This window comes from Pseudoduganella aquatica (assembly GCF_020865585.1).
GTDB lineage: Bacteria > Pseudomonadota > Gammaproteobacteria > Burkholderiales > Burkholderiaceae_D > Rugamonas > Rugamonas aquatica_A.
The window spans coordinates 5,247,032-5,265,396 of sequence record NZ_CP086370.1; the positions used below are offsets into that span (position 1 = coordinate 5,247,032).

General features: G+C 66.5%; 14 protein-coding genes. 7 read left to right on the forward strand and 7 right to left on the reverse strand.

Features of this window, described 5'->3' with window-relative positions:
- Entirely contained in the window at positions 1-933 is a 933-nt protein-coding gene (locus tag KT882_RS23475) for an NAD(P)H-hydrate dehydratase (protein WP_228893452.1), read from the forward strand.
- Between the two features lie 99 nt (positions 934-1,032).
- Positions 1,033-1,350 carry a hypothetical protein gene (locus KT882_RS23480; RefSeq protein WP_161074845.1) on the forward strand — a complete coding sequence of 106 codons (318 nt, stop codon included), beginning with the start codon at positions 1,033-1,035 and terminating at the stop codon, positions 1,348-1,350.
- 130 nt (positions 1,351-1,480) lie between these two features.
- Here the strand turns inward: KT882_RS23480 and KT882_RS23485 are convergent, their stop codons facing one another.
- The 4 genes from KT882_RS23485 to KT882_RS23500 form a co-directional block, all read right to left on the reverse strand.
- Positions 1,481-2,893 (reverse strand): OmpP1/FadL family transporter, encoded by a 1,413-nt coding sequence (locus KT882_RS23485; protein ID WP_228893453.1) that lies wholly within the window; start codon positions 2,891-2,893, stop codon positions 1,481-1,483.
- A 161-nt stretch (positions 2,894-3,054) separates the two neighbouring features.
- The gene (locus KT882_RS23490; RefSeq protein WP_228893454.1) at positions 3,055-6,267 is read right to left on the reverse strand and encodes an efflux RND transporter permease subunit; all 3,213 of its coding nucleotides are present in this window, start codon (positions 6,265-6,267) and stop codon (positions 3,055-3,057) included.
- 3 nt (positions 6,268-6,270) lie between these two features.
- Complete coding sequence (locus tag KT882_RS23495; protein ID WP_161074848.1) at positions 6,271-7,443, reverse strand: efflux RND transporter periplasmic adaptor subunit; 1,173 nt, start codon at positions 7,441-7,443, stop codon at positions 6,271-6,273.
- Positions 7,444-7,614: 171 nt separating this feature from the next.
- Positions 7,615-8,034 (reverse strand): divergent PAP2 family protein, encoded by a 420-nt coding sequence (locus tag KT882_RS23500; protein WP_161074849.1) that lies wholly within the window; start codon positions 8,032-8,034, stop codon positions 7,615-7,617.
- Positions 8,035-8,135: 101 nt separating this feature from the next.
- Between KT882_RS23500 and KT882_RS23505 the strand changes: the two genes are divergently transcribed.
- Together KT882_RS23505 and KT882_RS23510 are read left to right on the forward strand one after the other, a co-directional pair.
- The gene (locus KT882_RS23505) at positions 8,136-9,167 is read left to right on the forward strand and encodes a DUF475 domain-containing protein (RefSeq protein ID WP_161074850.1); all 1,032 of its coding nucleotides are present in this window, start codon (positions 8,136-8,138) and stop codon (positions 9,165-9,167) included.
- A 36-nt stretch (positions 9,168-9,203) separates the two neighbouring features.
- Positions 9,204-9,578, forward strand: a complete 375-nt coding sequence (locus tag KT882_RS23510) for a hypothetical protein (RefSeq protein ID WP_161074851.1) — start codon at positions 9,204-9,206, stop codon at positions 9,576-9,578.
- 101 nt (positions 9,579-9,679) lie between these two features.
- On the opposite strand, the gene KT882_RS23515 is transcribed toward KT882_RS23510, so the two are convergent.
- The 3 genes from KT882_RS23515 to KT882_RS23525 form a co-directional block, all read right to left on the reverse strand.
- Positions 9,680-12,010 (reverse strand): hypothetical protein, encoded by a 2,331-nt coding sequence (locus tag KT882_RS23515; protein WP_228896835.1) that lies wholly within the window; start codon positions 12,008-12,010, stop codon positions 9,680-9,682.
- A gap of 116 nt (positions 12,011-12,126) precedes the next feature.
- Positions 12,127-12,897 (reverse strand): SDR family oxidoreductase, encoded by a 771-nt coding sequence (locus tag KT882_RS23520; protein ID WP_228893455.1) that lies wholly within the window; start codon positions 12,895-12,897, stop codon positions 12,127-12,129.
- 160 nt (positions 12,898-13,057) lie between these two features.
- Entirely contained in the window at positions 13,058-14,062 is a 1,005-nt protein-coding gene (locus KT882_RS23525) for a serine/threonine protein kinase (RefSeq protein WP_407682022.1), read from the reverse strand.
- An 81-nt stretch (positions 14,063-14,143) separates the two neighbouring features.
- Here KT882_RS23525 and KT882_RS23530 point away from each other — a divergent pair, with 81 nt between their 5' ends.
- From KT882_RS23530 to KT882_RS23540, 3 genes are all read left to right on the forward strand, one after another.
- Entirely contained in the window at positions 14,144-14,842 is a 699-nt protein-coding gene (locus KT882_RS23530; protein ID WP_161074854.1) for a UPF0149 family protein, read from the forward strand.
- A 174-nt stretch (positions 14,843-15,016) separates the two neighbouring features.
- On the forward strand, positions 15,017-16,864 hold the full coding sequence (locus KT882_RS23535) for a DUF1800 domain-containing protein (RefSeq protein ID WP_228893457.1): 1,848 nt from the start codon (positions 15,017-15,019) through the stop codon (positions 16,862-16,864).
- Positions 16,865-16,878: 14 nt separating this feature from the next.
- Positions 16,879-18,255: a DUF1501 domain-containing protein gene (locus tag KT882_RS23540; RefSeq protein ID WP_228893458.1), complete on the forward strand. Its 1,377-nt coding sequence runs from the start codon at positions 16,879-16,881 to the stop codon at positions 18,253-18,255.
- The last annotated feature ends 110 nt before the right edge of the window (positions 18,256-18,365 follow it).

The following is an 18,365-nucleotide window of genomic DNA, read 5'->3' on the forward strand; positions in this document are numbered from 1 at the left end:
ATGCCCAGCAGCCACCGCGACGCCATCGACATCAGCCTGCGCACGCTGCGCGAATGGCCGCTGCCCATGCCCACTTTCGACAGCGACAAGGAAGTGCGCGGCCACATGCTGATCGTGGCCGGCTCGCGCGAGATGCCGGGCGCCGCCCTGCTGGCGGGCACGGCGGCGCTGCGCGCCGGCGCGGGCAAGCTCACGCTGGCCACCGCCGCCGGCACGGCGGCCCACGTGGCCGCAGCCCTGCCCGAGGCGCGCGTGATCGCGCTGGCGGAAACGGCCGGCGGCGGCTTCTCCATCGAAGCGGCGCGCAAGCTGGGGGAACCGGCGCACCGGGCGGACGCGGTGCTGATCGGCCCCGGCATGCAGGACGAGACGGCCAGCGCCGAGCTGGTGCGGGCGCTGCTGCCGCGCTGCGCGGGCCGCAAGGTGATACTGGACGCCGGCGCCATGGAACTGCTGCGCCCGCCCGCCGAACCGCACTTGCTGGCCGAGCCGGTGGAGAGCGAACACTTCCGTTTCAGCGAGCCGGTGCTGCTGACGCCGCACGCGGGGGAGCTGGCCCATCTGTGCGGCCTGTCGCGGCAAGCGGTGCAGGCCGAGCCGCACAGCGTGGCGCAGCGCTGCGCGGCGCGCTGGAACGCGGTAGTGGCGCTGAAGGGGCCGCTGACGGTGATCGCCGCGCCGGACGGGCAGCTGTGGGAACACATGGGCGGCAATATCGGCCTGGCCATTTCCGGCTCGGGCGACGCGCTGGCCGGCATCATCGCCGGGCTGGCGGCGCGCGGCTGCGTGCTGGAGCAGGCGGCGGCCTGGGGCGTGGCGCTGCACGCGGCGGCCGGCGAGCAACTGGCGCTGCGCTACGGCATTCTGGGCTATCTGGCGCGGGAAATCTCGGCGGAAGTGCCGGCGCTGCTGCGCACGCTGGCGCCGGCGTAAAACAAGCTGGAACCTTTGTGCCGCATACGTATCAAAGCAATGGGACTTACTCTGGCGAGCATTCGTAAAAACACTTTACTCACCGTGAAAGGAAACACCATGAAAGCTTCAAGCACCGCGCTGCTGCTGAGCGCGATCCTCGCCGCCGGCACGCTGGCTGGTTGCAAAAACCGCACCACAGACACCGGCACGAGCACAGGCACCACGGACAGCGCCACGACGCCGGCCACGACGCCGCCGCCGGCAGCACCTGCGACCACGCCTGCACCTGACACCACCATGCCTGCGCCCACCACGCCAACCGACCCGAACGCCACGCCGCCCGCCACCACCCAGCCGCCCAGCAGCGGCACGTCGGGGACGACGGGCGCCACGGGCAGCGGCAGCAAGGAAACGCCGCCGGCGAAACAGCAATAAAGGGGAGCTTGCGCGGCTGCGCATGGCGGGTTACGCGGCTGCGCCGCTAACCCGCCCTACGATATCGATACAAGTGTAGGGCGGGTTAGCGGGGCGCAGCCCCGCTAACCCGCCGTGCTGGCGGACCAGCTTAGAACTGGTAGTTGTACGCCACACCCAGCAATTGCAAATGGGTCTGGTACGTGCCGCGCGTGGTTTCACCGTTGCCGGTGCAGCCTGCGGTCAGCGGCGAGCAGTTGTTGCGGTAGTTGGTGTTGGCGTCCTTGAAGTCCAGGAAGCTGTACGCCAGGTCGATCGACGAACGCGGCGACAGCTTGTAGTTGGCGCCAACCGAGAACTGCTTGCGGTCGCTGTCCGGCAGCGCCGGGTGGCGCAGCTCGTCGCTGTTCACCGGGGTCTGGTCGTAGGCCACGCCGCCGCGCAGGGTCAGCTTGTCGTCGTACTTGTAGTTGGCGCCCAGCGATACGCGCACGCTGTTCTTCCACTGCTGGCGGATCACTTCGTCGCCCTCGTCCGTGCCCGGGAACTGGATGTGCAGGTCGCCCATGCGGTCATGGCGGGTCCAGGTGACGTCGCCCATGGCGGCCCAGCGCGCGTTGATCTGGTGGAAGCCGTTCACCGACAGCGTTTCCGGCGTGCGCAGCGCCACCAGGGCGGCCGAGTTCACCTTGCGCGAGCTGGCGGCCAGCACCTTGTTCACTACCGCGTCCGTGGTCACGTTGGAGAAGTCCCACACGGTCGAGCCTTTCAGCTTGTGCGAGATCGACGAACGGTAGGCGATGCCGAAGCGGGTGTCCTTGTCCAGCTGGAACATATAGCCCAGGTTGAAGCCAAAGCCCCAGTCCTTGCCGTCGTTCTCGCCACGGCCGTCCTTGACCGCAGCCAGCGCGGCGGGGTTGCCGCCCAGCGCCATGATCTGCTTGACCAGTGCAGCGCTGTTCGGGGTGCCCGCCAGCGCGGCCACGGTGCCCGGCACGTCCACGGCCTGGCCCAGCTCGGCCTTCATGTACTCTGCCGTCAGGCCGAAACCGAAGGAGTGCTGCTCATTCAGCTTGAACGAGGCCGACGGGTTGAGCGCGATGGCTTCCAGCTTGATATTGGTCAGCGCGTAGCGGCCGGTCCAGTTGTCGCCGTAGTTCAGCTTGGTGCCGTATGGCACGAACATGCCCAGGCCGGCGCTCCACTGGCTGTTGATCTGCCTGGTGTAGTACAGCGACGGGGCGACGACCACGTCCGGCGCGTAGCCGTCGGTGGCGGTGCCGCCGCTGCTGGTGCCGGTGAAACGCTTGGAGCCGGTGTCGCTGTAGGTCGAATGCGGCACCACGGCGGTGGCGCCGGCGCTGAAGTTCTGGCCTTGCAGGCGGCTCATGCCGGCCGGGTTGTAGTACAGCGCGCTCGCGTCGTCGGCTTCGGCGGCGTTGGCGTCGGCCGTGCCTTGCGCGGCCACGCTCTGGGAACCAAAGCGGTAGCCGGATGCCATGGCGGAGGTGGACAGGGCGGCCAGGGCGGCGGCCACGATCAGGGTCAGGTGTTTAGATTTCAATGTGAGTCTCTGCTTTTTGCTATGTAGTTGCTGGTCATATCCCGGCAGCGGCCAGCCGGCGCCGGGCGGGGGCGTAGCATACTACATTTGTGAAGCAACAATAAGGCGCGCCAATAGAAAAGGGACCCGCTCGGGGTCCCTTTTCCGGAGAAGCCAAGGCCTTATGCGGCCGGTTTCAGGCTGGGGCCGCCACGGCCCGTCAGCTTGAGCACCACCCATTTCAGCAGCCGGTAGACCAGGCGGATGAAGGTCAGGGTCAGCAGCGCTTCCACGAAGGTCACCAGGAAGGCCACCAGCGTAGGCCAGCGCAGTGCGCGGCGGCCGTACTTGGCCACGGCGCGGTCGCGCGCGATCTCGATGCTGTCGTAGAAGGTTGGCACCACCAGCAGCGTCAGGATGGTCGAGGTGATGGTGCCGCCGATAATGGCGACCGCCAGCGGACGGTAGAACTCGCCGCCCTCTCCCAGGCCCAGCGCGACCGGGAACATGCCCGCGATCAGCGCGAAGGTGGTCATCAGGATGGGGCGCAGGCGCATGCGGCCGGCGTGCATCAGCGCGTCTTCGCGGCCGTAGCCCTCTTCCTCGCGCTTGCGGGCCGCATCCAGCAGCAGGATGGCGTTCTTGGCCACCAGGCCCATCAGCATGATGATGCCGATAAAGCTCATCAGGTTCAGCGTGCCCTTGGTGAGCAGCAGCGCCAGCACCACGCCGATCAGCGACAGCGGCAGCGACAGCATCACGGCGATAGGCGCGGTGAAGGAGCCGAACTGCATCACCAGGATCAGATACATCAGGCCGATACCCGCGACCAGCGCGATGGTCATTTCCGTGAACAGCTCTTTCTGGTCCTTGCCGGCGCCGCCCAGCGACAGGCCGTAGCCTGGCGGGAAGTCGATTTCCTTGGCCAGCTTCATGGCGTCGGTGGTCACTTCGCCCACCGAGCGGCCCTGCGCATTGGCCGACACCGAAATCAGGCGCTTGCCGTCCTTGTGGGTAATGGTGGCCGGGCCTTTGCCCATGGTGACGCGGGCGATCTGGTCCAGCGGCACCATCTGGGCCGTGCCGGTGACGGCGATCGGCAGGCGCTCGATGTTCTCGGAGCCGGTGCGGTCTTCAGGATGCAGGCGCACCGCCACGTCGCGCGACTCGCCGGTCGGATCGACCCAGTCGCCCACTTCGATGCCGGCGAACGCCACCCGCAGCGCTTGCGCCGCGTCGCCCGCCGAAATGCCCATGGAGTTGGCTAGGCCGCGGTCCAGCTCGATCTGCAGCTCGTCCTTCGGATCCTGTTCGGACAGGCCCACGTCCACCGCGCCAGGCACCTGGCGCAGCTTGTCCATATAGGCGCTGGTGATGGCCATCAGCTTGCGGGTGTCCGCGCCGGTGAACTCCACCTGGATGGGCTTGCGGTTGCCGTTGCTCAAATCGTCCAGCACCACGAACTCGGCGCCCACCAGGCCGCTCAGCTTGGTGCGCAGCTCGGCTGCCGCCTCGGCGGCGGAACGCTTGCGCTCCTTTTTCTTGCCCAGGTCCACATACACGCGGCCGCCGCTCAGGTTGATATAGGCATTGGTCTTCGGATTCTCAGGCAGGCTGCGCGCGATTTCCGCCGCTTTTTCCAATTTCAGGCGCGAGTAGTCCAGGCTGCTCGAAGACGGCGTGCGCACGTCGATCATGATGGTGCCGTAGTCCGACTGCGGCAGGAAGCTCGAGCCGCCGAACTTGGCGTGCAGCACGATGGCGCCGACAAAGGTCAGCAGCGCGATCGCGGTCATCCAGCGGCGGTGGTGCAGCGCCCAGCCGATCACTTTGCCGTAACGGTCGGCCTGGTGGTCGAACCAGTCGTTGAAGCGGGCCAGCACCTTGCTCAGGCCCTTCTTCGGCGCGGTGTGGTGGTCGGGCGGGTCGCCCCAGAAGGCCGACAGCATGGGGTCCAGCGTGAAGGAGATGAACAGCGACACCATCACCGAGCAGGTCACGGTCAGCGCGAACGGACGGAACCATTCGCCCGACACGCCCGGCATCACCGCCACCGGAATGAACACGGCCATGATGGAGAAGGTGGTGGCCGCCACGGCCAGGCCGATCTCGGCCGTGCCTTCCAGCGCGGCCTTGCGGCGGTCGGAGCCCATCTGCATGTGGCGCACGATGTTTTCCCGCACCACGATGGCGTCGTCGATCAGCACGCCGATCGCCAGCGACAGGCCGAGCAGCGTCATGAAGTTCAGCGTGAAGCCGCACAGCCAGACCGCGATAAAGGCCGCGATCACGGAGGTGGGCAGCGACAGCGCGGTGATCAGCGTCGAGCGCCAGGAGTTCAGGAAGGCGTAGACCACGAAAATGGTCAGCACGGCGCCGAACACCAGCGATTCGATCACGTTGTTCAGATTGCTTTCGGACTCTTCGCCACCGTCCTGCGTGACTTCGATTTCCGTGCCCTGCGGCAGTTCCTTGTTGACGGTCTTGACCATCTCGCGGATCGCGTTGGCCACCTTGACGGTGGACGCGTCGCGCGAGCGGGTGACCGAGATGCCCACATTGGGCTTGCCGGAACGCTGGCTGACGTTGTTGATTTCCGCGAAGCCGTCTTCAATGGTAGCGAGCTGGCCCAGGCGGATGATCTCGTCGCCGCGGCGCTTGACCACCACGGCCTGGAAGTCTTCCGGACGCTCGATGCGGCCGACCAGGCGGATGCTCTTCTCGTCCAGCGAGCCGCGCACCTTGCCCACCGGCGCATTGGTGTTCTGCATGCGCAGCGCATTGGTGACGTCGCCCACCGACACATTGTATTCACGCAACTTCTCGGCGCGCAGCAGCACGCTCAGCTCGCGCCGCAGCGAACCGTTGACAGTCACGGTGGACACGCCGTCGATGGCGCGGAAGCGGTCCGCCAGCTGGTCTTCGGCCAGGCGCGAAATCACGGCATGGCTTTGGGTCTTGGACGACACCGACATCTGCATGATGGGCTCGGCCGACAGGTCCAGCCGCTGCACCACCGGCTCGCGCATCTCGGTCGGCAGCTTGTAGCGCACCGAGGCGATGGAGTTGCGGATCTCGTCGGTCGCTTCGATCAGGTTCTTGCTGAAGGTAAACTTCATCTGGATGCGCGCCTGGCCTTCGGACGCGGTGCTGACCGTTTCCGTCACGCCGGTGATGCTTTGCAGCGATTTTTCCAGGCGGTTGATAATCTCGCGCTCCACCGTCTCGGGCGAGGCGCCCGGGTACGGCACGGTGACGAAGATCATCGGCACTTCCACGTCCGGACGCTGGTTGACGCGCAGCTTGGACAGGGCCATCAGGCCCACGCACATCAGCGCGATAATGATCACGATGGTGGCAATGGGCCGCTTGATACTGAAATCGGATAAGAACATGGATTAGTTTCCTTTGTTGCCAGCCGCAGGCGTCGAAGCCGAGGCGACCGCTTTCGGCGCCGACAGCTCCACTTTCTGGCCATCCTTGAAGTTCGAGCCCGGCGTGCGCATCACCACGTCGCCGCTGGCCAGGCCGGATTTGACCTGCCAGTTGCCGCTGCGATCGTCGCGCACGCCCAGCGTGACCGGGGTTTTCACCAGGGTCCGGTCCTTGACGCGCCAGGTGTAGCTGTTGTCGCCGTTCAGCACCAGGGCCGAGCTTGGCATCATCAGGGTGGAGGTCGATTCAGCTTCAACGCGGCCTTCGGCGTACAGGCCGGCCACGCGCGACTGCGATTTCTCGGCGAAGTCCACCAGCACTTCCACCTGGCGGGTGACCGGATTGGCGGCCGGATCGACGCGCTTAACCTTGCCGTTGAAGCTCTGGCCCGGATAGCCGTTAATGCGGAACACCACCGTCTGGCCCACTTTCACCACGCCGATCTTGTCGGCCGAGACCAGGCCTTCGAAGCGCATCGAGGTCGGATCGATCACCTTGATCAGCTCCTTGCCGATCTGGGCCGTGTCGCCGTTCGACACCTTGCGCTCGCTGACGATGCCGTCGAACGGCGCGCGCACCTCGGTGCGGTGCAGCTGCTGGCGGGCGGTGACGGTGCGCGTCTTGGCCGCTGCCAGGTCGCTCTGGGCGTTGTTGCGGCGGATTTCAGCATCCTCCAGCGCCTGGGCCGAGGTCATGCCGGAAGCGCGCAGGGTTTTCTGGCGTTCCAGCATGCGGGTGGCCTGCTCCAGCGACTGGGTGGACGCGCGCATCGCCTCGTCGGCCGAATTCAGGCCGTCGCGGATCGAGGTGTCGTCCAGGCGCACCAGCAGATCGCCCTTTTTCACGGCTTCGCCGTTTTCCTTCATTACCTGGAGCACAATCGCGCTCACCTCGGCGCGCAGGTCCGCCTTGCGCTCAGGCTGCACCGAACCGGTGATGACCGGGCCGGACGCCAGCGCGTTGGTTTCCACCGTCACCAGGTCTTCAGGCGCCGCGATCAGCGAGGCAGGCGCCTTCTTGTCGCCAGCCTTGGCGGTGGCCGAGGCGCTGGCGTCTTTTTCAGGTTCCTTGCCAGGCTTGCCGCAGGCGACCAAGGCTGAAGCGACGGCGAGCGCCAAGATGGTTTTGCGCAACATAAAGTGTCTCCGAGTATAAAGGATGCTGAATTTACAAAACTACAAGCTGCGCAGTATCAGATAACGGCGCTGCCAGGTCAATCAGTGAAAGACGGAACGCCGGAATACGCGACTGAAATGCAAATAACGGGGGCGAACTGCAAAAAACGGCCGATATGGCCTGGTGGATCATTAACGGCTGAACAAGGCAAACATCAGGTGCCCCATGGCGATGCCGGTGGCGATGCCGCCGCCGATTTCCACCAGGGTGTGGCCCATGCGCTCGCGCAGCCAGGTGTGGGCGCCGTCGTCCTTGGCGATGCGGTTGATGGCCCTGGCCTGCCGTCCCACGTGCTGGCGCAGGCTGTTCGCATCGATCATGACGATAAAGCACAGCGTGACGGCCACGCCGAAGGCCGGATGGCCCATGCCCTCGCGCAGCGCGATCAGGGTCGCCATCGCCGTCACCACCGAGCTGTGATTGCTCGGAAAGCCGCCATTGCCGACCAGGTTGAAGGCCCAGCGCCGGTTGCGCGCGCTGCTGATCAAGAATTTGATCGGTCCGACAGCGGCCCAGGTGATGACGGGAGTAAGCAGATAAGCGAGATCCATTGAAAATTCCTTTATGGCAATCCGACCATTATCGCAGAATGGACGTGGCCGACGGAAGCAAACCAGCTAAAATCGGCACGCCAACATTGCAAAGGAACCACATGAAACACTTCAGAATATCCATCCTGGTCAGCATCGTGCTGATGGCGCTGGCCGGCTGGTGGGGGTATAGCCGGGGCGGCGCGAGCGGCATGCTGACCGCGCTATGGATTACCGCCGTGCTGGGCGTGATGGAAGTCTCGCTCTCCTTCGACAACGCGGTGGTCAACGCGGCCGTGCTCAAGGACTGGAACGCGTTCTGGCAAAAGCTCTTCCTCACGGTGGGCATCATCGTCGCCGTGTTCGGCATGCGGCTGCTGTTCCCGCTGCTGATCGTCTCCTTCGCCACCGGCCTGGGCCTGGGCGATGTGTGGACCATGGCGCTGGACACCCCGGACGACTATTCGCGCTACCTGACCGGCGTGCACGCCGAGGTGGCGGCCTTCGGCGGCGCCTTCCTGCTGCTGGTCTTCCTCAACTTCCTGTTCGACGAGGAAAAAGAGCTGCACTGGCTGGGCTGGATCGAGGAAAAGCTGGGCGCGCTGGGCACCAGCGGCCTGGCCATCCTGCTGGCCCTGCTGGGCATACTGGCCTGCGTGGGGCTGGTGCCGGAAGCGAAGAAGTTCAGCGTGCTGACCTCGGGCGTGATCGGGGTGGCCGTGTATGTGGCGGTGGACTGGATCAGCAGCCTGCTGGAAGACGAGGAACACGACCCGTCCACCGGCGTGGCGCTGGCCAAGGGCGGCATAGGCGGCTTTATGTATTTGGAAGTGCTGGATGCCTCGTTCAGCTTCGACGGCGTGATCGGCGCCTTCGCCATCACCTCGGACGTGGTCATCATCATGCTCGGGCTGGCCATCGGCGCCATGTTCGTTCGCTCCATGACGGTCTATCTGGTGCACAAGGGCACGCTGGACGAGTTCGTGTTCCTGGAACACGGCGCGCACTACGCCATCGGCATCCTGGCGCTGATCATGCTGGCCAGCGTGAAATACCATATCCCGGAATGGTTCACGGGGCTGTCCGGGGTGGCGTTTATCGTGGTGTCGCTGTGGTCGTCGGTGCGATACCGCCGCCGCATGGCCGGGGAATGATAAGATCGCAAGATTGCCACCACATCAGCAAAACACATGATTACTTCATCCCGCATCAAACTCATCCTGGTCGCGCTCGTGCTGGGCGCCGGACTGCTGTTCGCCGCCTACGTGTGGATTACGCTCAGCGTGTCCTACTCGGAAGGCGAGCGGGCCGGCTATTTGCAGAAGTTCTCCAAGCGCGGCTGGGTCTGCAAGACCTGGGAAGGCGAGCTGCTGCTGACGTCCATGCCGGGCGCCATCCCTGAAAAGTTCCAGTTCAGCGTGCGCGATCCGGAACTGGCCAAGCGGATGTCCGAAGCCACCGGCAAGCGCGTCCTGCTCAGCTACGCCCAGCACAAGGGCGTGCCGACTTCCTGCTTCGGCGAAACCGAGTACTACGCGGAAAAGCTGCAAGTTCCCGCGCAATAAAAAAGGCGGGTTACGCCGTCCCGGCTAACCCGCCCTACGATTCCCCCGCAATGTGACACAGCGTAGGGCGGGTTAGCGCGCAGCGCGTAACCCGCCGAACATCACCGGCCGCGCCACACAGCGCCGGCCGTATCCTTCAAGCGGCCGATCACGTCGCGCGCCATGGTTTCGGACTGCTCGTGCTCGGCGCGGGCGCGGGCTGCGGCCAGCGTGGCGGCGAATGCGTTCTCTTCCACCAGCGCGGTCTGCACCACTTCCGCCGCCACTTTTTCCTCAATCGCATTCAGCGCGTTCTGCGCGGCGTGCTGGCGGCGGGTTTCCAGCTCCAGCGCCTTGTGCTTGGCGGCCGTCATGGCCTGCGTGGTGTCGGCCACCTTGCGCTGCATCGCTGCATGCGCCTGCGCGGCTTCGACCAGCGCTTTCTGTTCATCCGCCTTGTCCTGCACCGCCTTGGCGGCAGCCTGCACGGCCAGTTCATGCTGGCGCGCCAGCTCGGCCAGCTCCTGCTCCGCATCCGCCTGCGCGCGCAGCGCCGCAGTGGCGGCCTTCTCCGACTCCAGGCGGCTTTCGATCGCCTTGGCGGCGCGCTGCTCGGCCGCATTGGCCAGGCGCTGCTGCGTCAGCTTCTGCTCGATCAGCGCCAGCGACTGGCGCTCGGTCTCGACGAATTCCTGTTCAGCCTTCAGCAGCTCGGCAGCCTTGGCCGCTTTTTCCTGCTCCACCGCAGCGCGCTCCACGTGCACGGAGCTCAGCTCCACCGCCAGGCGGGCCTGCGCGGTGATGGCCTGCGCGGCGGCGGCCTTCTGCTCCGCTTCCACGGCGGTCTGCTCGGCCATCAGCTGCATGGCGGCGGCTTCCTTGCCGGCGGCGGCGGCCAGGCTCTCGTCGGCGGCTTGCTGCTGGCGCAGCGCTTCAGCCTGCTGCTGTTCGGCGGCCGCGCGCACCTGGGCGGCGGCGGCGGCGGTTTCTTCCGCTTCCAGGCGCTGCTTCAGCGCGGCAATGGCCTGCTGCTCGGCGGAGGCGCGGTGCTGTTCGGCGGCCAGCAGGTCGGCCGCGCGGGCGGCGTTTTCCTCGGCCAGGGCGGTGGCGGTCTGCTGCGCGTCCACATGGGCGGTCAGCGTGGCCACTTCCGCCTGCTCGGCGGCGTTCTGGGCTGCGGCCAGCTCCACGGCGGCGCGCGACAGCGAGGCGCGTTCATTGGCCAGCTGCGCGGCGCGCTGCTGCTCCAGGCTGTCGGCGCGGGCGGCTTCGGCGGCGGCCTGCTCGGCGATCTGGCGCAGGCGGGCCTGCTCCAGCGCCTGCGATTCGGCCTCCACCTTGGCCAGCGTTTCCATCTCGGCCTGCTGTTCGGCTTCGAAGCGGACCAGCGCCACGGCGCGCAGCTGGCGGTCCACTTCGATGCGCGCTTCGGTGGCGCTGATGATGCTGGCGTCCGCGTCGCGGCGGGCCTGGGCGCTGGCGGCGGCCACCGCTTCCAGGCGCTCGCGCTGAATAGCGGCGTCGCGGATTTCTTTTTCGGTCTGCAGGCGCAGGTGCAGCGACTGCGCGGCGCTGCGTTCGGATTCGGCCTTGGCCAGGGCGATGGCTTCGCGCTCCTGCTCCAGGTGGGCCAGCGCGCGGGCTTCTTCCAGCGCGCGCGCTTCGGCGGCGGCGCGGTTGAAGGCGGCTTCCAGCGCGATCTGGTCGGCGCGCTCGCGCTGCACGGTCAGTTCCAGCGCTTCGGCTTCGGCGGTGGCCAGCGCATCGGCGGTCTGGCGGGCGCCGTGGGCATGGCGCTCGCGCTCGCGGGCCAGCGTGGCCAGGCGGGCGTCGGCGGAAGCAATGCCCACCATTTCTTCGCGGGCGGCCTGCACGGCGGCCAGGCGCTCGGCGGCCTGCTTGCGGGCCTGTTCGGTTTGCACGGTCAGCTCGTCGGCGGCGCGCGCGGCCTGCTCGGCCAGTTCGGATTCGGTGGCGATCTGTTCGGAGGCGCGCTTGCGGCTTTCCTCTTCGGCGCGGGCGCGCTGTTCAGCGGCCAGGCGGATCTGGGTGTCGGCCTCGGCACGGGCGCGCAGTTCGGCGGTTTCCATCTTGACCGCTTCCAGGCGCGCCACGCTGGCTTGGGCGGCGGCGCGCAGGCTTTCCAGGCGTTCGCGGTTGGCGGCAATGGCTTCCTCGGCCACTTGCGCGCTTTGCTGGGCGGCGGCGGCGGCGGCGGCGTCGATGGCGGCGCGGTCGTCGGCCAGGGCGCGGGCACGGGCTTCGGCGTGGGCGCGGCTCTCGGCGGCGCAATTGGCCTTCGCTTCGGCCTCCACCCTGGCAATGGCTTCCTTGATGGCGTTCATGTCCATGGCGCCGCGCGGTGCAGGCTCAGCGGACTCTTGCAGGAGCGGAACGGGAACATCGAGGGCCGGAATGACTGGTTCGAAGGACTGTGCCGGTTGTGCTTGCATGAGATTTCTCGCTTAATCTTGCGCCCCGGCACCCGCCGGGACTTCTGAATAAGCATTATCAAACAGGCTGCCCGCCGGCCGAACCCCAAGCAGAGCGGGAAAAACCCGTTATTTCATCACATGGCGGGGCGGCCTGGCACGGTCGAACGGCGGCGCAGCCATTCGTCCAGGCCGATACTGCCCAGGCGCGCCTCGCCCAGCGGCACCAGCGAGAGCTCCTCCACGCGGCCGCCGAAGTAGCGCGCCTCCGGGTCGCCGACAACCTGGCGCGGGTCTTGCACTGCTTTCAGGTAGCGGGCGATGAACTGGCTGAGCGGCGCGCGTTCCGGGCCGGCGATGTCAACCGTGCCGTTGCGCGGCGCGCACTGCGCCAGATCGGCCACTATGGCGGCCACGTCGTCCGCCGCGATCGGCTGGAACCGGCCGGGCGCCAGCTTGACGGCCGCCCCGTCAGCGCCCGCGTCGGCGATGCCGCCCAGGAATTCCATAAACTGCGTGGCGCGCACCACGGTGTAGGGTATGCCGGAGGCCATGATGACCCGCTCCTGCGCCGCCTTGGCCAGGAAATAGCCGTTGTCCGGCATGCGGTCGGTGCCGGCGATGGACAACGCCACGTGGTGCTGCACGCCGGCCTCCGCTTCGGCCGCCAGCAGCTGGCGGCTGGTGACCTGGAAGAAGTCCAGCACCGCGGCCGGCTCCCACGACGGCGCGTTGGCCACGTCGATCACCACCTGTGCGCCGGCCATGGCCTCGCGCAGTCCTTCGCCGGTGTAGCTGTTGATGCCGTTGGACGGCGAAGCGGCAATGGCCTCGTGGCCTGCCTGGCGCAGGATGGCGACGGTTTTCGAGCCAATCAGGCCGGTGCCACCGATAACGACGATTTTCATAGTGTGCCTTTCAATGAGGTTGGATGCTGTCCAGGGTGCTCCCTTGCTTATTAGACGAGGCAAGGAAACGGTTTGTGACAGGCACACAGAATTTTTTGAAAACGGTGGGCTGGCCGCGACCTGTGGGGGCACGGCCAGTGCAAGCCCGGCGCCGCCCTTGCTAGACCGGCAACGGCGCCTCGTCCATCAGCGCGATCTGCTCGCGCAGCTCCAGGATGCGGTCCTGCCAGTAGCGCTGGGTGTTAAACCAGGGGAAGGCGACCGGGAAGGCCGGATCGTCCCAGCGGCGCGCGATCCAGGCCGAGTAGTGGATCAGGCGCAGCGTGCGCAACGCTTCCACCAGGTGCATTTCGCGGCTGTCGAAGTCGCAGAAATCCTCGTAGCCGGCCAGGATGTCGCCCATCTGGCGCACCTGCTCGTGGCGCTCGCCGGACAGCATCATCCACAAGTCCTGGATGGCCGGACCCATGCGGCTGTCGTCGAAGTCCACAAAATGCGGGCCGGCGTCGGTCCACAGCACGTTGCCGCCATGGCAATCGCCGTGCAGGCGCAGCGTGGCCACGTCCCCTGCCCTGTCATAGCAGCGCCGCACGCCGTCCAGCGCCTGCTCGGACACACTGCTCCAGGCCGCCAGCAGCTCGGGCGGGATGAAGTTGTTGGCCAGCAGATAATCGCGCGGCTCCGCGCCGAAGGTGGCCGGATCGATCGCCGGGCGCTCCTTGTAGGCCGCCAGCTTGCCCGCCTCGTGGATGCGGGCGATAAAGCGCCCGGTCCACTCCAGCACCGCCGGGTCGCCGAGTTCCGGCGCGCGGCCGCCGTGGCGCGGGAACACCGAGAAGCGGTAGCCCTGGTATTCATGCAAGGTCTTGCCGTTCACGGCCAGCGCCGGCACCACCGGGATCTCGCGCTCCGCCAGTTCGGCCACAAAAGCGTGCTCTTCCAGGATGGCGGCGTCGCTCCAGCGGCCCGGGCGGTAGAACTTGGCCACCAGCGGCTGGCTGTCCTCTATGCCCACTTGGTAGACCCGGTTTTCATAGCTGTTCAGCGCCAGCAGGCGGCCGTCGCCATACAGGCCGATGCTGTCGAGCGCGTCGAGCACGCAGTCTGGGCCGAGGGCGGCGTAGGGATGGACGGAGTCTGGATTATCGGTAGTCATGGCCGCCATTGTAAGCGCCGCAGCATTCTTCCGCCCGTAACATTGCGCCGCAGCGTATACTGGCGGCTTCAAACAAGAAGGATTAAGCATATGCAACTCGATCAGCCTCTGAGCGAAAAAGAATTCGACGAATTGGACAACTTCCTGCTGTCGGACCGCAGCCCGGAAGACTCCATGACCATGGATCACCTGCACGGCTACCTGACGGCCATCGCCATCGGTCCCGAGCCCATCATGCCCAACGAGTGGCTGTCGCGCGTCTGGGGCCCGGACGGCAAGGACGCGCCCAAGTTCAAGAACGCCAAGGAAGAAGAGCGCATCGTCAACCTCATCATGCGCTTCATGAACGAAGTGCTGGTGACGTTCGAAGTGGCGCCGAAAGAATTCGAACCGCTGTTCGTCGAGCACGAAGTCGAAGGCCAGACCCTGATCGACGCCGAAGCCTGGTGCTGGGGCTTCTGGGAAGGCATGGAACTGCGTCCGGGCTCGTGGGATGCGATCTGGGATTCGGAAGTGGGCGACCTGATGCGTCCGATCTACCTGCTGGGCGCGGACGAGATCGAAGAAGACGAGCTGCCGCTGGTGGAAGATCCGGTCAAGGCGCACAAGCTGGGCCAGGAGCTGGAAGCCAACCTGCCGGCCATCCACAAGTTCTGGGTGCCGCGCCGCAAAGCGCCGGTGGCCACGCTGGTGCGCGACGAGCCCAAGGTCGGCCGCAACGACGACTGCCCTTGCGGCAGCGGCAAGAAGTACAAGAAGTGCCACGGCGCGGAAAACGGCGCCGAGTAATTCCCCGCGCGCCACTGCGGCGCGCTGACATTTTTTGCCACTCCGTCCACTGGACTGACAATTTTTGTCGCCCGGCATGATGGAGGCGGCCAAAAATTGTCACATCGACGTGACATTTTGCATGGCACGCGACTTGCTGATTGGAAATAAGCATCCAACAACAAGGAGAATTCCATGCAGCGATTACTATGCCGGGGCTGGGCGGCGGCCTGCCTGATCAGCCTGGCTGCCAGCAGCTGGGCCGCCACCGCCACCCTGGAAAACACGGCCAAGGGCGAAGTCGCCCTGGGCAGCACAGTCTGGTTCGTGGGCAAAGTCGATGGCGTCGGCAAGTTCATGAACTTCACCGTGAACGGCATCGCCGGCGGCAATGCCACATTCGGCACGCTCAATTCCCAGAACGGCGAATACAAGGCGCCCGCCGCCATGCCGGCCAACCGCGTCATCACCATCACCGGCACCACCGCCACGGCGGACAAGCTGAGCGCCACCACCACGCTGACGCTCAAAACCGGCGCCACGGCGCCCAAGCCGACACCCACGCCCGCCCCAACGCCCACCCCCACGCCGGTTCCGCCCCTGGGCGCCCAGCCCGCCATCGACCCGGCCACCGTGGCCGCCGCGCGCCTGCTCGAGCAAGCCACCTTCGGCCCCACTGCGGCGGACATCGCCAAAGTCAAATCCCTGGGCCAGGCCGCCTGGCTGGCCCAGCAGTTCGTCCTGCCGGCCAGCGCCATCCCGGCGACCGAAGACATGAACGTGCTGCGCGCCACCTGGTTCAACAATATGGCGGGCGGCCAGGACCAGCTGCGCCAGCGCATGATTTTCGCGCTGTCCCAGCTGTTCGTGGTTTCCGCCGACAAAAACCCCTACGCCAACGAAATGCAGCCCTGGCTGGCCACCCTGTCGGCCAACGCCTTCGGCAACTTCAACACCCTGCTGCGCGAAATGACGCTCAACCCGTCCATGGGCAAATACCTGGACCTGGCCAACAGCAAGACGCCCGCGCCGAACGAAAACTACGCGCGCGAAGTGATGCAGCTGTTCACCATCGGTCCGGTCATGCTGAACCAGGACGGCAGCGTGCAGACCGACCGCTACGGCGACCCCATCCCCAGCTACAACCAGGAGCGCATCGCCGACATCTCGCGCGCCCTGAGCGGCTGGACCTACACCGGCGCCAGCACCACCGGCGCCAACTGGGAAAAGTTCAGCGGCCCGCTGGAGCCGCGCGACCGCCTGCACGACAAGGGCAGCAAGACGCTGCTGCAAGGCACCGTACTGCCGGCCGGCCGCAGCACCGTGCAGGACTTCGACGCCGTGATGGAGAACCTGTTCACCCACCCCAACCTGCCGCCCTTCATCGCCACGCGGCTGATCCGCGCCTTCACCACCAGCAACCCCAGCCCCGCCTACATCGAACGCGTAGCCAATGTGTTCGCCGGCGGCCCGACCGGACGCGGCGACCTGAAAGCCACGCTGACCGCCGTGCTGACCGACGCCGAAGCGCGCCAGGATACCCCCGGCGCCAGCCAGGGCAAGCTGAAAGACCCCGTGCTGCATTCACTGAGCCTGTTCCACGCGCTGGACGCCACCGTGGTCAACCCCAACAACGCCTTCTGGGAATACTCGCAGCTGGGCCAGAAGCTGCTGAACGCGCCCAGCGTGTTCAACTTCTACTCGCCGATGACCGGCCTGCCCGGCACGCCGGGCCAGTTCGGCCCCGAGTTCCAGGTCTACGCCCCGGCGCTGGCCGTGGCGCGCGCCAACTTCCTGTACCGCTTCCTGTCCGGCGAATACAAGGGCATGGTCGCCATCGACATCGCCCCCTACGTCGGCGTGGCGGGCGACGTGACCGCGCTGATGAACCTGGTGGACGCCAAGCTGCTGCAAGGGCGCATGTCGCCGGCCGCGCGCAGCGCCATCGCCGGCTCCGTCAGCGCCACCACCGACAAGACCCAGCGCGCCCTGACCGCGCTCTACCTGACCGCCATCACTGCCGAATTCGCAGTTCAGCAATAAGCGAGGACATCACCATGAACAATAACAACCTGTCACGCCGTGGCTTCCTCGGACTCGGCGCGCAAGCCGGCATGCTGGGCGCCCTGTCCACCCTGGGCCTGCTGAGCGCACGGCCCGCCCAGGCCGCCGTCGGCGACTACAAGGCGCTGGTGTGCTTGTATATGTTCGGCGGCAACGACGGCAACAATATGATCGTGCCGCTGGACTCCGTTCGCTACGGCAAATACAACGCGATACGCGGCAGCCACGGCCTGGCTCTGTCGGTCGCCAGCAAGACCCTGGTGTCCGAGCGCAGCGCCCGCCTGCAGGCGGTGGCGGACACGGTGGAGCAGCCGTTCGCCTTCCACTACGGCATGCCCGAACTGGACGCGCTGTACGGCCAGGGCCAGGTGGCCGCCGTGCTCAACGTGGGCAGCCTGCGCCAGCCGCTGAGCAAGGCGCAATACCAGTCCGGCGTGGCGGTGCCGCCGCAGCTGTTCTCGCACCCGGACCAGCAGTTGCAGAACCAGGCCGGCACGCCATCGCTGGCCGGCACCGGATGGGGCGGCCGCCTGGTCGACCTGCTCGGCACGGGCGGCGACCTGGACGCGGTGGCGCTGGGCGGCGGCGGCCTGTTCATCGAAGGCGCCAAGACGCACGGCAACCTCATCCCCGCCAATGGCCAGCTCAACCTGGCCGGCATGAATTTCTGGCCGCAAGCCGAGGCGGACAAGCGCCGCGCCGCGCTGACGGCGCTGCTGTCGGCCAACAACCCGAACATGATGGCGGCCACCGCCAACCGCACCCTGCTCAACGGCATGGAACTGGTGTCCGACCTGAAAGCGGCCACCGGCGGCGGCGCGCTGGCCACCACCTTCCCCGGCTACGGTCTGGCGCAGCAGCTCAAGACCGTGGCGCAGCTGATCCGCCTGCGCGCCACGCAGGGGCCGGGCCGGCAGGTCTATTTCGTGTCGCAAGGCGGTTTCGACACGCACGGTGGCCAGGCCTACCAGCAGTTCAGCATGCTGCGCCAGGTATCGCAGTCGCTGGCGGCGTTCCAGCTCGCGCTGGGCGAGATCGGCGCGCAGCAGCAGGTGACGACGTTCACTTTGTCCGACTTCGGCCGCAGCCTGCAGCCCAACAGCGGCGGCACCGACCACGGCTGGGGCAACCACCACCTGATCGTCGGCGGCGCAGTCAAGGGCGGCCTGTACGGCCAGTTCCCCGACTTCACGCTGGGCGGCAAGGACGACGCCACCGGGCGCGGCGTATGGATCCCGCAAATCTCCAACCAGCAATACGGCGCCACCCTGGGCCGCTGGTTCGGCGCCGACGACGCCATGCTCGAAACGCAAGTGTTCAAAAACGAGCTCGCCAACTTCGCCCTGAAAGACCTCGGCTTCATGGGTTGACACCAGGGTGGACTCGCCCCTCCCTGATTTGGGAGGGAGCTTGTGGTATGTCAATACATCGGGATCGCTTCATCTTTATAACTGTCAGCTCCAATTCCCTAAGGAGCTGA

What these genes read in the sequence shown, in the direction of transcription:
- KT882_RS23475 (WP_228893452.1), top strand. Translation starts at nt 1, where the DNA reads ATGCCCAGCAGCCACCGCGACGCCATCGACATCAGCCTGCGCACGCTG.
- KT882_RS23480 (WP_161074845.1), top strand. Translation starts at nt 1,033, where the DNA reads ATGAAAGCTTCAAGCACCGCGCTGCTGCTGAGCGCGATCCTCGCCGCC.
- KT882_RS23490 (WP_228893454.1), bottom strand. Translation starts at nt 6,267, where the DNA reads ATGTTCTTATCCGATTTCAGTATCAAGCGGCCCATTGCCACCATCGTG.
- KT882_RS23495 (WP_161074848.1), bottom strand. Translation starts at nt 7,443, where the DNA reads ATGTTGCGCAAAACCATCTTGGCGCTCGCCGTCGCTTCAGCCTTGGTC.
- KT882_RS23500 (WP_161074849.1), bottom strand. Translation starts at nt 8,034, where the DNA reads ATGGATCTCGCTTATCTGCTTACTCCCGTCATCACCTGGGCCGCTGTC.
- KT882_RS23505 (WP_161074850.1), top strand. Translation starts at nt 8,136, where the DNA reads ATGAAACACTTCAGAATATCCATCCTGGTCAGCATCGTGCTGATGGCG.
- KT882_RS23510 (WP_161074851.1), top strand. Translation starts at nt 9,204, where the DNA reads ATGATTACTTCATCCCGCATCAAACTCATCCTGGTCGCGCTCGTGCTG.
- KT882_RS23515 (WP_228896835.1), bottom strand. Translation starts at nt 12,010, where the DNA reads ATGCAAGCACAACCGGCACAGTCCTTCGAACCAGTCATTCCGGCCCTC.
- KT882_RS23520 (WP_228893455.1), bottom strand. Translation starts at nt 12,897, where the DNA reads ATGAAAATCGTCGTTATCGGTGGCACCGGCCTGATTGGCTCGAAAACC.
- KT882_RS23525 (WP_407682022.1), bottom strand. Translation starts at nt 14,062, where the DNA reads ATGGCGGCCATGACTACCGATAATCCAGACTCCGTCCATCCCTACGCC.
- KT882_RS23530 (WP_161074854.1), top strand. Translation starts at nt 14,144, where the DNA reads ATGCAACTCGATCAGCCTCTGAGCGAAAAAGAATTCGACGAATTGGAC.
- KT882_RS23535 (WP_228893457.1), top strand. Translation starts at nt 15,017, where the DNA reads ATGCAGCGATTACTATGCCGGGGCTGGGCGGCGGCCTGCCTGATCAGC.
- KT882_RS23540 (WP_228893458.1), top strand. Translation starts at nt 16,879, where the DNA reads ATGAACAATAACAACCTGTCACGCCGTGGCTTCCTCGGACTCGGCGCG.